The organism is Pseudomonas sp. FW305-70 (assembly GCF_058783925.1).
Genome location: NZ_JBYSYZ010000028.1, coordinates 12,300 through 28,009, shown reverse-complemented (window position 1 = coordinate 28,009; position 15,710 = coordinate 12,300). Strand labels below are relative to the sequence as shown.

General features: G+C 59.3%; 14 protein-coding genes. 8 read left to right on the top strand and 6 right to left on the bottom strand.

Features of this window, described 5'->3' with window-relative positions; translation table 11 throughout:
* Window positions 1-8: 8 nt before the first annotated feature.
* From frr to rpsB, 4 genes are all read right to left on the bottom strand, one after another.
* The gene (gene frr / locus AC3WN7_RS19645; protein WP_007978385.1) at window positions 9-566 is read right to left on the bottom strand and encodes a ribosome recycling factor; all 558 of its coding nucleotides are present in this window, start codon (window positions 564-566) and stop codon (window positions 9-11) included.
* Complete coding sequence (pyrH, locus tag AC3WN7_RS19640) at window positions 563-1,306, bottom strand: UMP kinase (protein ID WP_003222124.1); 744 nt, start codon at window positions 1,304-1,306, stop codon at window positions 563-565. The genes frr and pyrH overlap by 4 nt, the downstream gene beginning before the upstream one ends.
* Before the next feature lie 209 nt (window positions 1,307-1,515).
* Complete coding sequence (gene tsf / locus AC3WN7_RS19635; protein WP_095965037.1) at window positions 1,516-2,379, bottom strand: translation elongation factor Ts; 864 nt, start codon at window positions 2,377-2,379, stop codon at window positions 1,516-1,518.
* A gap of 189 nt (window positions 2,380-2,568) precedes the next feature.
* Window positions 2,569-3,306 (bottom strand): 30S ribosomal protein S2, encoded by a 738-nt coding sequence (gene rpsB / locus AC3WN7_RS19630; RefSeq protein WP_007978390.1) that lies wholly within the window; start codon window positions 3,304-3,306, stop codon window positions 2,569-2,571.
* A 370-nt stretch (window positions 3,307-3,676) separates the two neighbouring features.
* Between rpsB and map the strand changes: the two genes are divergently transcribed.
* From map to AC3WN7_RS19610, 4 genes are all read left to right on the top strand, one after another.
* The gene (gene map, locus AC3WN7_RS19625) at window positions 3,677-4,459 is read left to right on the top strand and encodes a type I methionyl aminopeptidase (protein WP_008057306.1); all 783 of its coding nucleotides are present in this window, start codon (window positions 3,677-3,679) and stop codon (window positions 4,457-4,459) included.
* A gap of 41 nt (window positions 4,460-4,500) precedes the next feature.
* Window positions 4,501-7,203, top strand: a complete 2,703-nt coding sequence (locus tag AC3WN7_RS19620; protein WP_102674605.1) for a [protein-PII] uridylyltransferase — start codon at window positions 4,501-4,503, stop codon at window positions 7,201-7,203.
* Window positions 7,204-7,361: 158 nt separating this feature from the next.
* Window positions 7,362-8,561, top strand: coding sequence for a succinyldiaminopimelate transaminase (gene dapC, locus AC3WN7_RS19615; RefSeq protein WP_102674606.1), 1,200 nt, complete (start codon window positions 7,362-7,364; stop codon window positions 8,559-8,561).
* Window positions 8,562-8,715: 154 nt separating this feature from the next.
* Window positions 8,716-9,471, top strand: a complete 756-nt coding sequence (locus tag AC3WN7_RS19610; protein WP_102674607.1) for a M12 family metallopeptidase — start codon at window positions 8,716-8,718, stop codon at window positions 9,469-9,471.
* A 21-nt stretch (window positions 9,472-9,492) separates the two neighbouring features.
* On the opposite strand, the gene AC3WN7_RS19605 is transcribed toward AC3WN7_RS19610, so the two are convergent.
* The gene (locus tag AC3WN7_RS19605; protein ID WP_102674608.1) at window positions 9,493-11,124 is read right to left on the bottom strand and encodes a Na+/H+ antiporter; all 1,632 of its coding nucleotides are present in this window, start codon (window positions 11,122-11,124) and stop codon (window positions 9,493-9,495) included.
* 317 nt (window positions 11,125-11,441) lie between these two features.
* On the opposite strand from AC3WN7_RS19605, the gene AC3WN7_RS19600 reads away from it, so the two are divergent.
* The 4 genes from AC3WN7_RS19600 (at window position 11,442) to AC3WN7_RS19585 (ending at window position 14,630) form a co-directional block, all read left to right on the top strand.
* A complete protein-coding gene (locus tag AC3WN7_RS19600) occupies window positions 11,442-11,804 on the top strand; it encodes an ArsC family reductase (RefSeq protein WP_007978403.1) in 363 nt (120 codons plus the stop codon).
* A gap of 32 nt (window positions 11,805-11,836) precedes the next feature.
* A complete protein-coding gene (gene dapD / locus AC3WN7_RS19595) occupies window positions 11,837-12,871 on the top strand; it encodes a 2,3,4,5-tetrahydropyridine-2,6-dicarboxylate N-succinyltransferase (protein ID WP_008000057.1) in 1,035 nt (344 codons plus the stop codon).
* Between the two features lie 152 nt (window positions 12,872-13,023).
* Entirely contained in the window at window positions 13,024-14,229 is a 1,206-nt protein-coding gene (locus AC3WN7_RS19590) for an aminotransferase class V-fold PLP-dependent enzyme (protein ID WP_095965032.1), read from the top strand.
* Window positions 14,226-14,630: a SufE family protein gene (locus AC3WN7_RS19585; protein ID WP_095965031.1), complete on the top strand. Its 405-nt coding sequence runs from the start codon at window positions 14,226-14,228 to the stop codon at window positions 14,628-14,630. Before AC3WN7_RS19590 ends, AC3WN7_RS19585 begins: the two co-directional genes overlap by 4 nt.
* Window positions 14,631-14,748: 118 nt before the next feature.
* On the opposite strand, the gene tcdA is transcribed toward AC3WN7_RS19585, so the two are convergent.
* Entirely contained in the window at window positions 14,749-15,567 is an 819-nt protein-coding gene (gene tcdA / locus AC3WN7_RS19580) for a tRNA cyclic N6-threonylcarbamoyladenosine(37) synthase TcdA (protein ID WP_015093753.1), read from the bottom strand.
* Window positions 15,568-15,710: the final 143 nt, after the last annotated feature.

Here is a 15,710-nt window from a genome sequence, read left to right as displayed (position 1 = left end):
CGCGACTCTTATACGGCCATCAGGTCTTTTTCTTTCTCCGCCAACTTAGCGTCGATTTCAGCTACGAACTTCTTGGTCAGATCGTCGATCTCGCCAGTGGCGCGACGTTCTTCGTCTTCGCTGATTTCCTTTTCCTTGACCAGATCCTTCAGCGAGCTGTTCGCATCGCGACGGATGTTGCGCACGGCAACACGGGCATCTTCAGCCACATCGCGAGCCTGCTTGGTGAAACCGCGACGGGTTTCTTCGGTCAGGGCCGGCATGCTGATCAGCAGCAGCTCACCAAGGTTGGTCGGGTTCAGGTTCAGACCTGCACTGCCGATCGCCTTGTCGACGGCACCCAGCATGTTGCGCTCGAAGGCAACGACCTGCAGGGTACGGGCGTCTTTGACGGTGATGTTTGCCACTTGCTTGATCGGGGTGTCGGAACCGTAGTACGGCACCATCACGCCTTCCAGGATGCTCGGGTGCGCTTGACCGGTACGAATGCGGCCGAAGTTGTGCGCGAGCGATTCCACGGACTTCTGCATGCGCTCTTTAGCGTCTTTCTTGATTTCGTTGATCATTGTTGGCCTTCCTCGATCAGTGTTCCTTCAGCGCCGCCATGCACGATGTTCAGCAGGGCGCCGGGCTTGTTCATGTTAAATACGCGTAGCGGCATCTTGTGGTCGCGGCACAGGCAAATGGCCGTCAGGTCCATAACACCCAGCTTGCGATCCAGCACTTCATCGTAAGTCAGATGATCGAACTTCTCGGCATGCGGGTCTTTGAACGGGTCAGCGGTGTAGACGCCATCGACCTTGGTCGCCTTGAGCACGACATCGGCATCGATTTCGATTGCACGCAGGCAGGCAGCCGAATCCGTCGTAAAGAACGGGTTGCCGGTACCGGCCGCGAAAATCACCACGTCCTTGGAGTTCAAGTGGCGCATGGCCTTGCGGCGATCATAGTGATCGGTCACGCCAACCATGGAAATAGCGGACATCACGATGGCCGAGATGTTGGCGCGCTCAAGGGCGTCGCGCATGGCCAGGGCGTTCATCACAGTGGCCAGCATGCCCATGTGGTCGCCGGTCACCCGATCCATGCCAGCCTTGCTCAGCGCTTCACCGCGGAACAGGTTGCCACCACCGATAACCAGACCGACCTGAACACCGATGCCGACCAGCTGGCCAACTTCCAATGCCATGCGATCCAGAACTTTCGGATCGATCCCGAACTCTTCCGAGCCCATCAGGGCCTCGCCGCTGAGCTTGAGTAGAATGCGTTTATAGCGAGCCTGATAACCACTGCCCTGCTGAGCCATTGCGAATCTCTCCTGCGGCGTATTTTAAAAATTCTTTGCGAGCTGTTTACAGCTGGCGTTCACTCTAGCTTGGCGCTGCTTCAGCGCCATCGGAACATGGCTTTGTAAGCCAGTTCCAAAAGGAAACCAATAAAAATTGGTGCCCCATCTGAAAAGAGGCTGCGCGCGTGAGCGGGCAGCCTCTTCTGGGCGACAGTTAAAAAACCGTCTTATTGCTTGGCAGCAGCCAGCTGGGCAGCAACTTCTTCTGCGAAGTTGTCCACTGGCTTCTCGATGCCTTCGCCTACCTTGAAGTAAGTGAAGGAAACGATTTCAGCACCGGCTTTCTTGGCCAGAGCACCTACGGTGACTTCCGGGTTCATGACGAAAGCTTGCTCGACCAGGCTGGCTTCGGCCAGGAACTTGGTGATACGGCCAGCGATCATCTTCTCGACGATTTCAGCTGGCTTGCCTTTCATCTTGTCTTCGTTCAGGGTCAGGAAAACGCCCTTCTCGCGCTCGATGGCTTCTGGCGAAACCTGCGATGGCAGCAGGAACTCAGGGTTGCTTGCAGCCACGTGCATGGCGATCTCTTTGGCCAGCTGAACATCGCCGCCCTTGAGAACAACAGCAACACCGATCTTGTTGCCGTGCAGGTAGGTGCCGACAACGTCGCCCTCTACACGCACCAGGCGACGGATGTTGACGTTTTCGCCAACTTTGGCAACCAGTGCTTCACGAGCCGATTCCTGAGCGGCGATCAGCGGAGCTGCGTCGGTCAGTTTTTCGTCGAAGGCTTTCTCTACGCTGGCAGCAACGAAGTTCTTGAAGTCGTCTTGCAGGGCCAGGAAGTCGGTCTGCGAGTTGACTTCCAGCAGCACGGCTGCCTTGTCGTCAGCCTTGATGGCGATAGCGCCTTCAGCGGCAACGTTGCCGGCTTTCTTGGCAGCCTTGATGGCGCCCGAAGCACGCATGTCATCAATGGCTTTCTCGATGTCGCCGCCAGCCTTGGTCAAGGCCTTTTTGCAGTCCATCATGCCTTCGCCAGTACGCTCGCGCAGTTCTTTGACCAACGCTGCAGTAATCTCTGCCATTTCAAAATCCTCTTGGATAGGTTTTCAACCATTCCACCCGATCGAACGGGCGATCAATTCTTCCCGAACCACCCTTGTTAGCTGCCGCACATTACAGATAGAGCAGTGGGCGCCGACAAATGGTTTTCGAGGTGGCAAAAAGGGGGCCAAGCCCCCTTTTTGCTTACTGAGTCAACGCCAAGGCGTCAATTACTCAGCTGCTGCTACCGGAGCTTCTTCAACGAAAACTTCGGTGCCGCCGGCAACGTTGTTGCGGCCACGGATTACAGCGTCAGCCATCGAACCCATGTACAGCTGGATAGCGCGGATTGCGTCATCGTTGCCTGGGATGATGTAGTCAACGCCTTCCGGGCTGCTGTTGGTATCGACTACGCCGATAACCGGGATACCCAGCTTGTTGGCTTCGGTGATCGCGATGCGCTCGTGATCAACGTCGATAACGAACAGAGCGTCTGGCAGACCGCCCATGTCCTTGATACCACCCAGGGAACGATCCAGCTTTTCCAGGTCACGAGTGCGCATCAGCGCTTCTTTCTTGGTCAGCTTGGCGAAAGTACCGTCTTCGGCTTGAACTTCAAGGTCACGCAGACGCTTGATGGAAGCACGGATGGTTTTGAAGTTGGTCAGCATGCCGCCCAACCAGCGGTGATCGACGTACGGCGAACCGCAACGTGCTGCTTCTTCAGCAACGATCTTGCCAGCGGAACGCTTGGTGCCAACGAACAGAATCTTGTTTTTGCCCTGGGCCAGACGCTCTACGAAAGTCAGAGCTTCGTTGAACATTGGCAGGGTTTTTTCAAGGTTGATGATGTGGATCTTGTTACGCGCGCCGAAAATGTACTTGCCCATTTTCGGGTTCCAGTAACGGGTCTGGTGACCGAAGTGCACACCGGCCTTCAGCATATCGCGCATGTTGACTTGGGACATGATAGTTCCTTAATAAGTCGGGTTTGGCCTCCACGTATCCCAATGACCAACCAGCAGCATCAGCTGAAGGCACCCAGGTCATCGTGTCGACACGTGTGTGGATTTAGGCTTTTCGGGACATACCCGGAAAGCGGCGCATTTTATATCACAAGGCAGGGCAAAACGGAACCCGGATTCTGAAATCCTGGCGAGCGCTTTGCGCCATCCCTTGGAATCCTCCAAGAATGCACCATTCTATAGAGAGAAGCGATGCACACAGGCGCAGATTTGCGCTGATCGTCTGGTAGAATCGTATTTTTCAGGGCTGCGAAGACCCATCGCGCAATGCCCTTTCCGTTCAGAAAGCGCCACCGGCGCAGAGAGAGCCTGTATGACCGTCACCCTCAAAACGCCCGAGGATATCGCCAAAATGCGTATCGCCGGCAAACTGGCCGCCGATGTGCTGGAAATGATTGCCGAATACGTCAAGCCGGGCGTTACCACCGACCAACTGAACCAGATCTGCCACGACTACATCGTCAACGAGCAGAAGGCCATTCCTGCCCCGCTCAACTACAAGGGCTATCCAAAGTCGATCTGTACGTCGATCAACCATGTGGTCTGCCACGGCATCCCGAACGACAAGCCGCTCAAAGACGGCGACACCCTGAACATCGACGTCACCGTCATCAAGGACGGCTACCACGGCGACACCAGCCGCATGTTCCACGTCGGCACCGTGCCGGTCTGGGCCGAGCGCCTGTCCCAGGTGACCCAGGAATGCATGTACAAGGCGATTGAAATCGTCAAACCCGGCTGCCGCCTGGGCGATATCGGTGAAATCATCCAGAAGCACGCTGAAAAGAACGGATTCTCGGTGGTTCGCGAATTCTGCGGCCACGGTATCGGCAAGGTGTTCCACGAGGAGCCGCAGATCCTGCACTACGGCCGCGCTGGCACCGGCATGGAACTCAAGGCCGGCATGACCTTCACCATCGAGCCGATGATCAACCAGGGCCGTGCCGACACCAAGGTTCTGGGCGACGGCTGGACCGCGATCACCAAGGACCGCAAGCTCTCGGCACAGTGGGAACACACCCTGCTGGTGACCGAAACCGGTTACGAGATCTTCACTCTGCGCAGCGATGACACCATCCCTCGCGTTTCGGCCTGATCTCGCCAGCGTATCTCGCCTATAGAAAGGAAAGCCAATCGATGCCGCAGGTGGACCCCGAACTCTTCGACCGTGGCCAGTTCCAGGCTGAACTGGCCCTGAAGGCAAGCCCGATCGCGGCCTTCAAGAAGGCGATCCGCCAGGCCCGCGAGGTGCTCGACGCACGCTTTCGCAATGGCCGGGACATTCGCCGGCTGATCGAGGATCGCGCCTGGTTCGTCGACAACATCCTGCAAAAGGCCTGGGAACAGTTCAGCTGGAGCGAGGACGCCGACATCGCGCTGGTCGCGGTCGGTGGCTACGGCCGCGGTGAATTGCACCCTTATTCCGACATCGATTTGCTGATCCTGCTGGACAGCGCGGACCACGAAGTTTTCCGCGATTCCATCGAGCGCTTTCTGACACTGTTGTGGGACATCGGCCTGGAGGTCGGTCAGAGCGTTCGCTCGGTCGACGAATGCGCCGTCGAGGCCCGCGCCGACCTGACGGTCGTCACCAACCTGATGGAAAGCCGCACGATCGCCGGCCCCGAGCGTTTGCGCCAGCGCATGCTGGACGTCACCAGCACCGGGCACATGTGGCCGAGCAAGGACTTCTTCCTGGCCAAGCGTGCCGAACAAAAGGCCCGGCACCACAAGTACAACGACACCGAATACAACCTGGAACCCAACGTCAAGGGCTCGCCCGGCGGCCTGCGGGATATCCAGACGATTCTGTGGGTGGCTCGTCGCGAGTACGGCACCCTGAACCTGCGGGCACTGGCCGGCGAAGGCTTCCTGGTCGAGAGTGAAAACGCCCTGCTGGCCTCTTCCCAGGAATTCCTGTGGAAAGTTCGCTATGCCCTGCACATGCTCGCCGGTCGCGCCGAAGACCGCCTGCTGTTCGATCACCAGCGCACCATTGCCGGGCTGCTGGGCTTCAAAGGCGACGACGCCAAGCAAGCCATCGAAAATTTCATGCAGCAGTATTACCGGGTGGTGATGAGCATCGCACAGCTCAGCGACCTGATCATCCAGCACTTCGAGGAAGTCATCCTCGCACCGGAAGACGAGGCACCACCGCAGCCGATCAATTCGCGCTTCCAGTTGCATGATGGCTATATCGAAGCACGCAACCACAACGTTTTCCGCCGCACGCCGTTCGCCATGCTGGAAATTTTCGTATTGATGGCCCAGCAGCCGGAAATCAAGGGCGTGCGCGCCGACACCATTCGTATGCTGCGGGAAAACCGTCACCTGATCGACGACGACTTCCGCAACGATATTCGCAATACCAGCCTGTTTATCGAGCTGTTCAAGTGCAAGATCGGCATCCATCGCAACCTGCGACGAATGAACCGCTATGGCATCCTGGGGCGTTATCTGCCCGAATTCGGTTTTATCGTCGGGCAGATGCAGCATGACCTGTTCCACATCTATACGGTCGATGCCCATACCCTGAACCTGATCAAGCACCTGCGTAAGTTGCAGTACACCCAGGTATCGGAAAAATTCCCGCTGGCCAGCAAACTCATGGGCAAGCTGCCCAAACCCGAGCTGATCTACATGGCCGGCCTGTACCACGACATCGGCAAAGGCCGGCACGGCGACCACTCGGACATCGGTGCCGTGGATGCCGAGGCCTTTTGCCAGCGCCATCAGCTGCCAGTGTGGGACAGCCGCCTGATCGTGTGGCTGGTGCAAAACCACCTGGTGATGTCGACCACCGCCCAGCGCAAGGACCTGTCCGACCCGCAGGTGATCCACGACTTCGCACAGATCGTCGGCGACGAAACCCGCCTTGACTACCTGTATGTGCTGACCGTCGCCGACATCAACGCCACCAACCCGACGCTGTGGAATTCCTGGCGCGCCAGCCTGCTGCGCCAGCTCTACACCGAAACCAAGCGTGCCCTGCGTCGCGGCCTGGAGAATCCGGTGGATCGCGAAGAGCAGATCCGCCAGACCCAGAGCGCCGCCCTGGACATACTGGTGCGCGGCGGCACCGACCCGGACGATGTCGAGCAGCTGTGGGCGCAGTTGGGTGATGACTATTTCCTGCGCCATACCGCCGGCGATGTGGCCTGGCACAGCGACGCGATCCTCCAGCAACCGGCCGATGGCGGGCCGCTGGTGCTGATCAAGGAGACTACCCAGCGCGAGTTCGAAGGCGGAACCCAGATCTTCATCTACGCCCCCGACCAGCACGACTTCTTCGCCGTGACCGTGGCCGCGATGGACCAGCTCAACCTGAACATCCATGACGCCCGGGTCATCACCTCCAGCAGCCAGTTCACCCTCGACACCTACATCGTGCTCGACACCGACGGCGACTCGATTGGCGACAACCCGGCACGGGTCAAACAGATCCGCGACGGCCTGACCGAGGCCCTGCGCAACCCGGACAACTACCCGACCATCATCCAGCGCCGGGTACCGCGCCAGCTCAAGCATTTCGCCTTTGCACCACAGGTAACGATCCACAACGACGCCCAGCGGCCGGTGACGGTGCTGGAACTCACGGCACCCGACCGCCCGGGCCTGCTGGCGCGCATCGGCACGATTTTCCTGGAGTTCGATCTGTCGCTGCAAAACGCCAAGATCGCCACCCTCGGCGAGCGCGTGGAAGACGTGTTCTTCATCACCGACGCCCACAATCAGCCGCTGTCCGACCCGCTGCTGTGCAGCCGCCTGCAGGATGCGATCGTCGAACAACTGAGCGTCAACCAGGAACCCGATATCAAACTGTCGCGCATCAGCATCTGACTTAACAACGGCCCGCCTTTTGTAGGAGCGAGCTTGCTCGCGATGAACTCAAATACGCTGCGTTATTCTGGCAAGAACGCGTTATCGTTGACGACCATCGCGAGCAAGCTCGCTCCTACAGGGACCAGCGCCGCTCCAACACCGAACGAGATTTATCGATGAACAACGCTCTGTCCCAGCTCCAGCCCTACCCGTTCGAAAAACTCCGTGCCTTGCTCGGCAGCGTCACGCCCAACCCGGACAAACGCCCTATTGCACTGTCCATTGGCGAGCCTAAACACCGCTCGCCAAGCTTCGTCGCCGAAGCGCTGGCCAGCAATCTCGATCAGATGGCCGTATACCCGACCACCCTCGGCATCCCGGCCCTGCGCGAAGCCATCGCCGCCTGGTGCGAACGTCGCTTCGATGTCCCCAAAGGCTGGATCGATCCGGCGCGCAACGTGCTGCCGGTCAACGGCACCCGCGAGGCGCTGTTCGCCTTCACCCAGACCGTGGTCAACCGTGGCGATGACGCGCTGGTGGTCAGCCCGAACCCGTTCTACCAGATCTACGAAGGCGCGGCGTTCCTCGCCGGGGCCAAGCCGCATTACCTGCCATGCCTGGACGAAAACGGCTTCAATCCGGATTTCGACGCCGTTTCGCCGGACATCTGGAAACGCTGCCAGATCCTGTTCCTGTGCTCGCCAGGCAACCCGACCGGCGCATTGATTCCGGTCGAGACCCTGAAAAAGCTGATCGCCCTGGCCGATGAGCATGACTTCGTGATTGCCGCGGACGAGTGCTACAGCGAACTCTACTTCGACGAACAAACGCCGCCGCCAGGCCTGCTCAGCGCCTGCGCAGAACTGGGCCGCAAGGACTTCAAGCGCTGCGTGGTGTTCCACAGCCTGTCCAAGCGTTCGAACCTGCCAGGCCTGCGTTCGGGTTTTGTCGCCGGCGACGCCGACATTCTCAAAGGCTTCCTGCTTTACCGCACCTACCACGGCTGCGCGATGCCGGTTCAAACCCAACTGGCCAGCGTTGCTGCATGGAATGACGAAGTGCATGTGCGCGCCAACCGTGCGTTGTATCGCGAGAAGTTCGATGCGGTACTGGAAATCCTCAGCCCGGTGCTGGACGTACAGCGCCCGGATGGCAGTTTCTACCTGTGGCCGAATGTGGCCGGTGACGATGCAGCGTTCTGCCGCGACCTGTTCGAGCAGGAGCATGTGACCGTGGTGCCGGGCTCTTACCTGTCGCGGGATGTCGATGGCGTCAATCCGGGCTCCGGGCGCGTGCGCATGGCGCTGGTTGCGCCGTTGGCGGAGTGTGTCGAGGCTGCCGAACGGATCCGTGCATTTATTACGAGAAACCAGTAAGCGCTCCAAGCCTGCACCGTGCAACGCGGTGCAGGCCATGCTTAGTTATCGCAACATCCCCTAATAGGCAGCAACTTTACCCACAACAGAACGACAACTAATCTCCAAGCCGAATCAACCGATTCAACTAAAAAACATGACAAGGAGATAGTCAATGTCTCATTCACACCCCTGCAAAGTTATCGAACCGGCAGACTTACAAGCCTCTTATGACGCCGCCATTAATGAAAATCCTGACAATACCAACATTGCGACCACTGGAAGTCGAAAAAAAAGAGGAGTAGCAACTCACTCAAAATTTTGGGCTAACCAGAGGACACTCAAAGTAGCATTTCTCAACCCGCCGTCCGACACACATCGTGAGGCTGCCATAAAAGCCATCATGCTATGGCAACCTTCTATCAACTTGAATCTGGAGTTTGTCAGCGGCTCCAAGGGTGACATTCGGATCACCATGGAAGCTCCCTTAAACTACTCAGCCATCGGCACCGACGCCATGCTGCGCGGCCCTGGCGAAAACACCATGAACATTGGCACCGCTCCCGACCATCCTTGGTTTGAAGCTGCGGTATTACACGAATTCGGCCATGCACTCGGCATGGAGCATGAACATCAACATCCAAAAGCTAATATCCCGTGGAACAAACCTGCGGTATATGAGCACTACTGGACCGCTTTTCAATGGAGCAAGGAGGAAGTTGATCACAATCTGTTCAGATTGCTGGAAACAGCAACCTCTCGAACCACTGCTTATGATCCAACCTCAATAATGCACTACCCCATACCCAACGAACTGACAATCGGGGATTGGGCGGTATATAAAAATACAACAATAAGCCAAAACGATCGCCGACTAATGCGCAAAGCATATCCAAAGCCAGATCAAGACATCAATTATCATTCAGCGTAAACCAAACAACGAACCTCTTTATTATTTCACCGCTCCCAACTTGGCCTCACTCAGATCCAGTTCCCCCAACACCTCACGCAACACGTCATCGCCAATCTGGTGCTGACGACTGAGGCTGTACAACTCCAGGCGCTGTGCCCGCAGCGCCTTCAAACGTAGACGCCGCTCCAGCAAGTCCATCTGAAAGGCCAGGGCCTGGGCTTCGGCTGAATCGTTGAACACCTCCAACTGGTGCCGGTACTCGGACATGATCCGCGCCTTGAGTTCGGCCGCCAGCGCGGACTGGGCAGCGTCCTGCGGGTTGATTTCTTCTGTCTCAAGCGCATGAATGGCCGCTTCGGCGGTCTTGCGCCAGGCGTCGCGCACTTCGTTGCGGCGCTTGTCGTCCGGGCTGGCTTCGATGCCGCGCAACAACAGTGGCAGCGCGATGCAGGCCGCAATCAACGACAGCAGAATCACCCCGGCGGCAATGAATATCAGCAGATCGCGCTCGGGAAACGCACTGTCCCCCATGAGCATCGGCACCGACATTACCCCCGCCAGCGTCACGGCCCCACGCACGCCACCGACAGTCAGCAACCAGCAGGAACGCGCGCTTGGCACCCGGGTTATCTCAGCCTTGCCACGCCAGCGCCGCACCAAAATGGACAGCCGCCAGATGCTTTGCACCCAGACGAACCGCAAAACCAGCAGCACCAGGAAAATCGCCACCACATCCAGCCCGCGATACAACAACGTCGGCCATAGAGAGGTTTCGTGACTGGCCACCGCCTTGATGATGTCCGGCAACTGCAGGCCCAACAGCAGGAAAATCAAGCCGTTGAAGGCGAATTCCAACAACGACCAGACACTGCGATTGAGCAGGCGCGTGTTGGTCTGGCGCGGCAGCAGATCGAGCCAGCTCTGCATCATCCCCGCCGCCACCGCCGAGAGGATGCCCGACACTTCCATGCGCTCGGCCAGCACGTAGGCCGCAAACGGCAGCAACAACATGAACACCACGTGCGTCGCCGGATCATCCCAACCGCGAGCGATCATCCACGCCCGCAGACGGCCAACCAGCCAGCTCAAGGCCACTCCCACGGCCAGACCGCCCACCGCGACCAGCACGAACGTCAGGCTGGCATTGGTCAGTGAGAACACGCCGGTCACCGCCGCCACCAAGGCAAACTTGAACGTCACCAGGCCCGAGGCGTCGTTCATCAGCGCCTCACCCTGCAAGATGTGCATCAATGGCGTGGGCAGCCGATTGCGGGAGATGGCCGACACCGCCACCGCATCCGTCGGCGACAGTACCGCCGCCAAGGCAAACGCCACCGGCAACGGCACACTAGGTAGCAGCCAATGAATGAAATAGCCGGCGCCCACCACGGTAAACAACACCAGGCCCACCGCCAGGGTCAGGATCGGTCCGCGCAGGTGCCAGAATTCGCGCTTGGGCATGCGCCAACCGTCGGAGAACAGTAGCGGCGGCAGGAACAGAAACAGGAACAACTCGGGATCCAGGGCCACATGCAATCCCAGAGTCGGCCACGCAAGCAATGCCCCTGCGGCGATTTGCACCAGCGGCAACGGCAGCGGGATCACCCGTCCGATCAGGCGCGAAACGCCCACCAGCATCAACAGGATCAGGACGGTGTAGGCGGTTTGCATAAAGCGTGGTTCCCGGACAATCGACAACATTGAAGTGCCATATTAGCTGCTTAGACTGGATGGGGGCCCTTGCACCAATGTCGCACGCCGGAATACCGCCCTCCTGTAGGAGCGAGCTCGCTCGCGATGGTCGTTAACGATGACGCGGCATGCCTGATACCCCGCGGCGCTCTCAGGTTCATCGCGAGCAAGCTCGCTCCTACAAGGGATTTATGGCATGACAAAAATACAAACCCGACCACAGCCGCCGCGAAACCGTCCGGCCATGGCATAATCCTCCACCTTTTATTTCCAGCACCTGCAAAGGGGGCAATTCCTTGACCGTTTCAAGCAAAACGTTGCACCTTTTCGGCATCAAAGCCTGCGACACCATGAAAAAGGCGCGCACCTGGCTCGATGAACACGCTGTCAGCTATGACTTTCATGATTACAAAGCGGTCGGTATCGACCGTGAACACCTGACCCAATGGTGCAGCGAGCACGGCTGGGAAGTGGTGTTGAACCGTGCAGGCACGACCTTTCGCAAGCTCGACGACGAACGCAAAGCCGATCTCGACCAGACGAAAGCCATCGAATTGATGCTCGCACAACCCTCGATGATCAAGCGCCCGGTGCTCGATCTCGGTGACCGAACCCTGATTGGCTTCAAGCCAGATATCTACGCGGCCGCGCTCAAGTAAGCAGCCCGTTCAATTTTGTTAGAGGTATTCACATGTCCACTACCCTGTTCAGCCTGGCCTTCGGCGTCGGCACTCAAAACCGTCAAGGCGCATGGCTGGAAGTGTTCTACGCCGCCCCGGTTCTCAAGCCATCGGCTGAAGTCGTCGCCGCTATCGCACCGATCCTGGGCTACACCGAAGGCAATCAGGCCATCGCATTCAGCACCGCCCAGGCCTCGCAACTGGCCGAAGCCCTCAAAGGCGTCGACGCTGCCCAGGCCGCCCTGCTGACCCGCCTGGCCGAGAGCCACAAGCCGCTGGTCGCCACCCTGCTGGCTGAAGACACCCAGCTGTCGTCCACCCCGGAGGCCTACCTCAAGCTGCACCTGCTGAGCCATCGCCTGGTCAAGCCTCACGGCCTGAACCTGGCCGGAATCTTCCCGCTGCTGCCGAACGTGGCCTGGACCAGCCAGGGCGCTGTCGACCTGAGCGAACTGGCCGAACTGCAACTCGAAGCCCGCCTGCGCGGCGAGTTGCTGGAAGTGTTCTCGGTGGACAAGTTCCCGAAAATGACCGACTACGTGGTTCCGGCTGGCGTGCGTATCGCTGACGCTGCGCGTCTGCGCCTGGGCGCTTACGTGGGCGAAGGCACCACCGTGATGCACGAAGGTTTCATCAACTTCAACGCCGGCACCGAAGGCCCGGGCATGATCGAAGGCCGCGTATCCGCTGGCGTATTCGTCGGCAAGGGTTCGGACCTGGGCGGCGGCTGCTCGACCATGGGCACCCTGTCGGGCGGCGGCAACATCGTGATCAAGGTCGGCGAAGGCTGCCTGATCGGCGCCAACGCCGGTATCGGCATTCCGTTGGGCGACCGCAACACCGTCGAGTCGGGCCTGTACGTGACCGCCGGTACCAAGGTCGCGCTGCTGGACGAGAACAATCAACTGGTCAAAGTGGTCAAGGCCCGTGAACTGGCCGGCCAGCCGGACCTGCTGTTCCGTCGCAATTCGGAAACCGGCGCCGTGGAATGCAAAACCCACAAATCGGCCATCGAACTGAACGAAGCGTTGCACGCTCACAACTAAGCGTCACACGATGACCTGTGTAGGAGCGAGCTTGCTCGCGATGGACGTCAACGATAACGCGCGTCACCAGACAGTACGCGTTTTCCATGCGTCCATCGCGAGCAAGCTCGCTCCTACATGGATACGGCGTACCCTCACCAGGGCCCGATAACATGCTGATTCTCTCTCCCTGGCGCGCCGATTTTCCGGCCATCGCTGCCCTGCAGCGACAAGGCCAGACCTATCTGGACAACGCCGCCACCACGCAAAAACCCCAAGCCCTGCTGGACGCCCTGGCGCACTACTACGCCAATGGCGCGGCCAACGTGCATCGGGCGCAACACTTGCCCGGCGCCCACGCCACCCAGGCGTTCGAGGACAGTCGTCGCAAAGCCGCGCAATGGCTCAATGCTGGAGATTGCGGGCAAATCATCTTTACCCACGGCGCGACGTCCGCGCTGAATCTCCTGGCCTATGGCCTGGAACACCTTTTCAATCCGGGCGACGAAATTGTCATCAGCGCCCTGGAACATCACGCCAACCTTTTGCCGTGGCAGCAACTGGCGAACCGTCGCGAGCTGAAGCTGGTGATCCTGCCACTGGACGCCGACGGCGTGATCGACCTTGAAGCCGCCGCCGGTTTGATCGGCCCACGCACGCGTCTGTTGGCCGTCAGTCAACTGTCCAACGTGATTGGCGCGTGGCAGCCGCTGCTTCAATTGCTGGCACTGGCCAAGGCGCACAATGCCCTGACCGTGATCGATGGCGCCCAGGGCGTGGTCCATGGCCGCCACGACGTGCAAGCATTGGGCTGCGATTTTTATGTATTCTCCAGCCACAAGCTCTACGGTCCCGATGGCCTGGGCGTGCTGTTCGGGCGCAATACAGCGCTGCAACAGCTGCGTCCCTGGCAGTTCGGCGGTGAAATGGTGCTCGATGCCAATTATCACGACGCCCGCTTTCGCCCGGCCCCTCTGGGCCTCGAGGCCGGGACGCCGCCGATTGCCAGTGTGATCGGCCTGGGAGCGACCCTGGATTACCTCGCCGGGCTTGATCAGGACGCCGTGTCCGCCCATGAAGCGGCGCTGCATGCCTGTTTGCTCAAGGGTCTTGAGGCACGTCACGGCATCCGCCTGCTGGGCAGGCCGCAAGTGGCACTGGCCAGTTTTACCGTCGAGGGTGTACATAACTCTGACCTGGCGCACTTGCTGACTGAGCAAGGGATTGCAGTGCGCGCTGGCCATCACTGCGCCATGCCGCTGCTCAAACGCTTTGAACTGGCGGGGGCGATTCGGGTGTCGTTAGCGCTGTACAACGACTCCGAAGACCTGGAACGGTTTTTTGAAGCCCTGGATCAGGCCCTGGAGCTGCTGCGATGAACCTGCCTGCCGATGCCGTGACCGCACTCGATACCTTTGGCAACGCCGCCAGCTGGGAACAACGCGCACGCCTGCTGATGCAATGGGGCGAGCGCCTGCCTGCCTTGAGTGATACGCAGATGTGCGACGCCAACCGGGTGTACGGTTGTGAAAGCCAGGTGTGGCTGGTGGGCGAATTGCGCGACGGCCATTGGCAGTTCAGCGCCAACAGCGATGCGCGGTTGATTCGTGGGTTGGTGGCGTTGCTGCTGGCGCGGGTCAACGGCTTGTCGGCGGCTCAATTGCAGCAGGTGGATTTGCCGGACTGGTTCAATCAGTTGGGATTGGGGCGGCAGTTGTCCCAGTCTCGTAGCAATGGCCTCAATGCCGTACTTCAGCGAATGAATGAGTTGGCCGGTTAATCGCCTTCGCGAGCAAGCCCGCTCCCACATTGGATTTCGGTCGTACACAAAAACTGTACTCTCTGAACATCGAATGTGGGAGCGGGCTTGCTCGCGAAGAGGCCATCAGTAGCAACACTTAAATCTGAGGCTTGACCCGCTCCGCCGGCCGCCGCACTCCGGCCACGATCTTGTCCACAGCCTTGGTCGCCGCGACCATGCCGAAGGTCGCCGTCACCATCATCACCGCGCCAAACCCGCCGGCGCAGTCGAGCTTCACGCCATCACCGACAAAACTCTTCTGCAGGCAAATGCTGCCGTCCGGTTTCGGATAACGCAGCTGCTCGGTGGAAAACACGCACGGCACGCTGTAATGGCGGGTCACGGTGCGTGAGAAGCCGTAGTCGCGGCGCAGCGTTGAGCGCACTTTCGACGCCAGTGGGTCGTTGAACGTGCGATTCAGGTCGCAGACCTGAATCAAGGTCGGGTCGATCTGCCCTCCCGCGCCGCCGGTGGTGATGATCTGGATCTTGCGACGCTTGCACCAGGCGATCAGCGCAGCCTTGGCGTTGACGCTGTCGATGCAGTCGATCACGCAGTCGATGTTCGGCGTGATGTACTCGGCCATGGTGTCGCGGGTGACGAAGTCCGGCACCGCGTGCACCGTGCAGTCCGGGTTGATCCCGCGCAGACGCTCGGCCATCACCTCGACCTTGGGTTTGCCGACGGTACTGTCCAGCGCGTGCAACTGACGGTTGGCGTTGCTGACGCAGACGTCGTCCAGATCGAACAGCGAAATCTCGCCCACGCCACAACGGGCCATGGCTTCCGCCGCCCAGGAACCGACCCCACCGACGCCGACAATCGCCACATGGGCTGCGCGCAGGCGTTCAAGGCCTTCGATGCCATACAAACGGGCAATGCCGGCAAAACGCGGATCTTCAGTACTCATGACCATTACCCCAAAAACCGGCGGGCATTATAGGGCTTCGCAGCTACAAGTTTTAAGTTTCAAGCGACAAGTGTAAGAACTTATGTGAAAGCCAATTGCCCAACGTCAGGCATTTCCCTGTCTGCTGTACGGTCAGGGAAGGCCCGGTG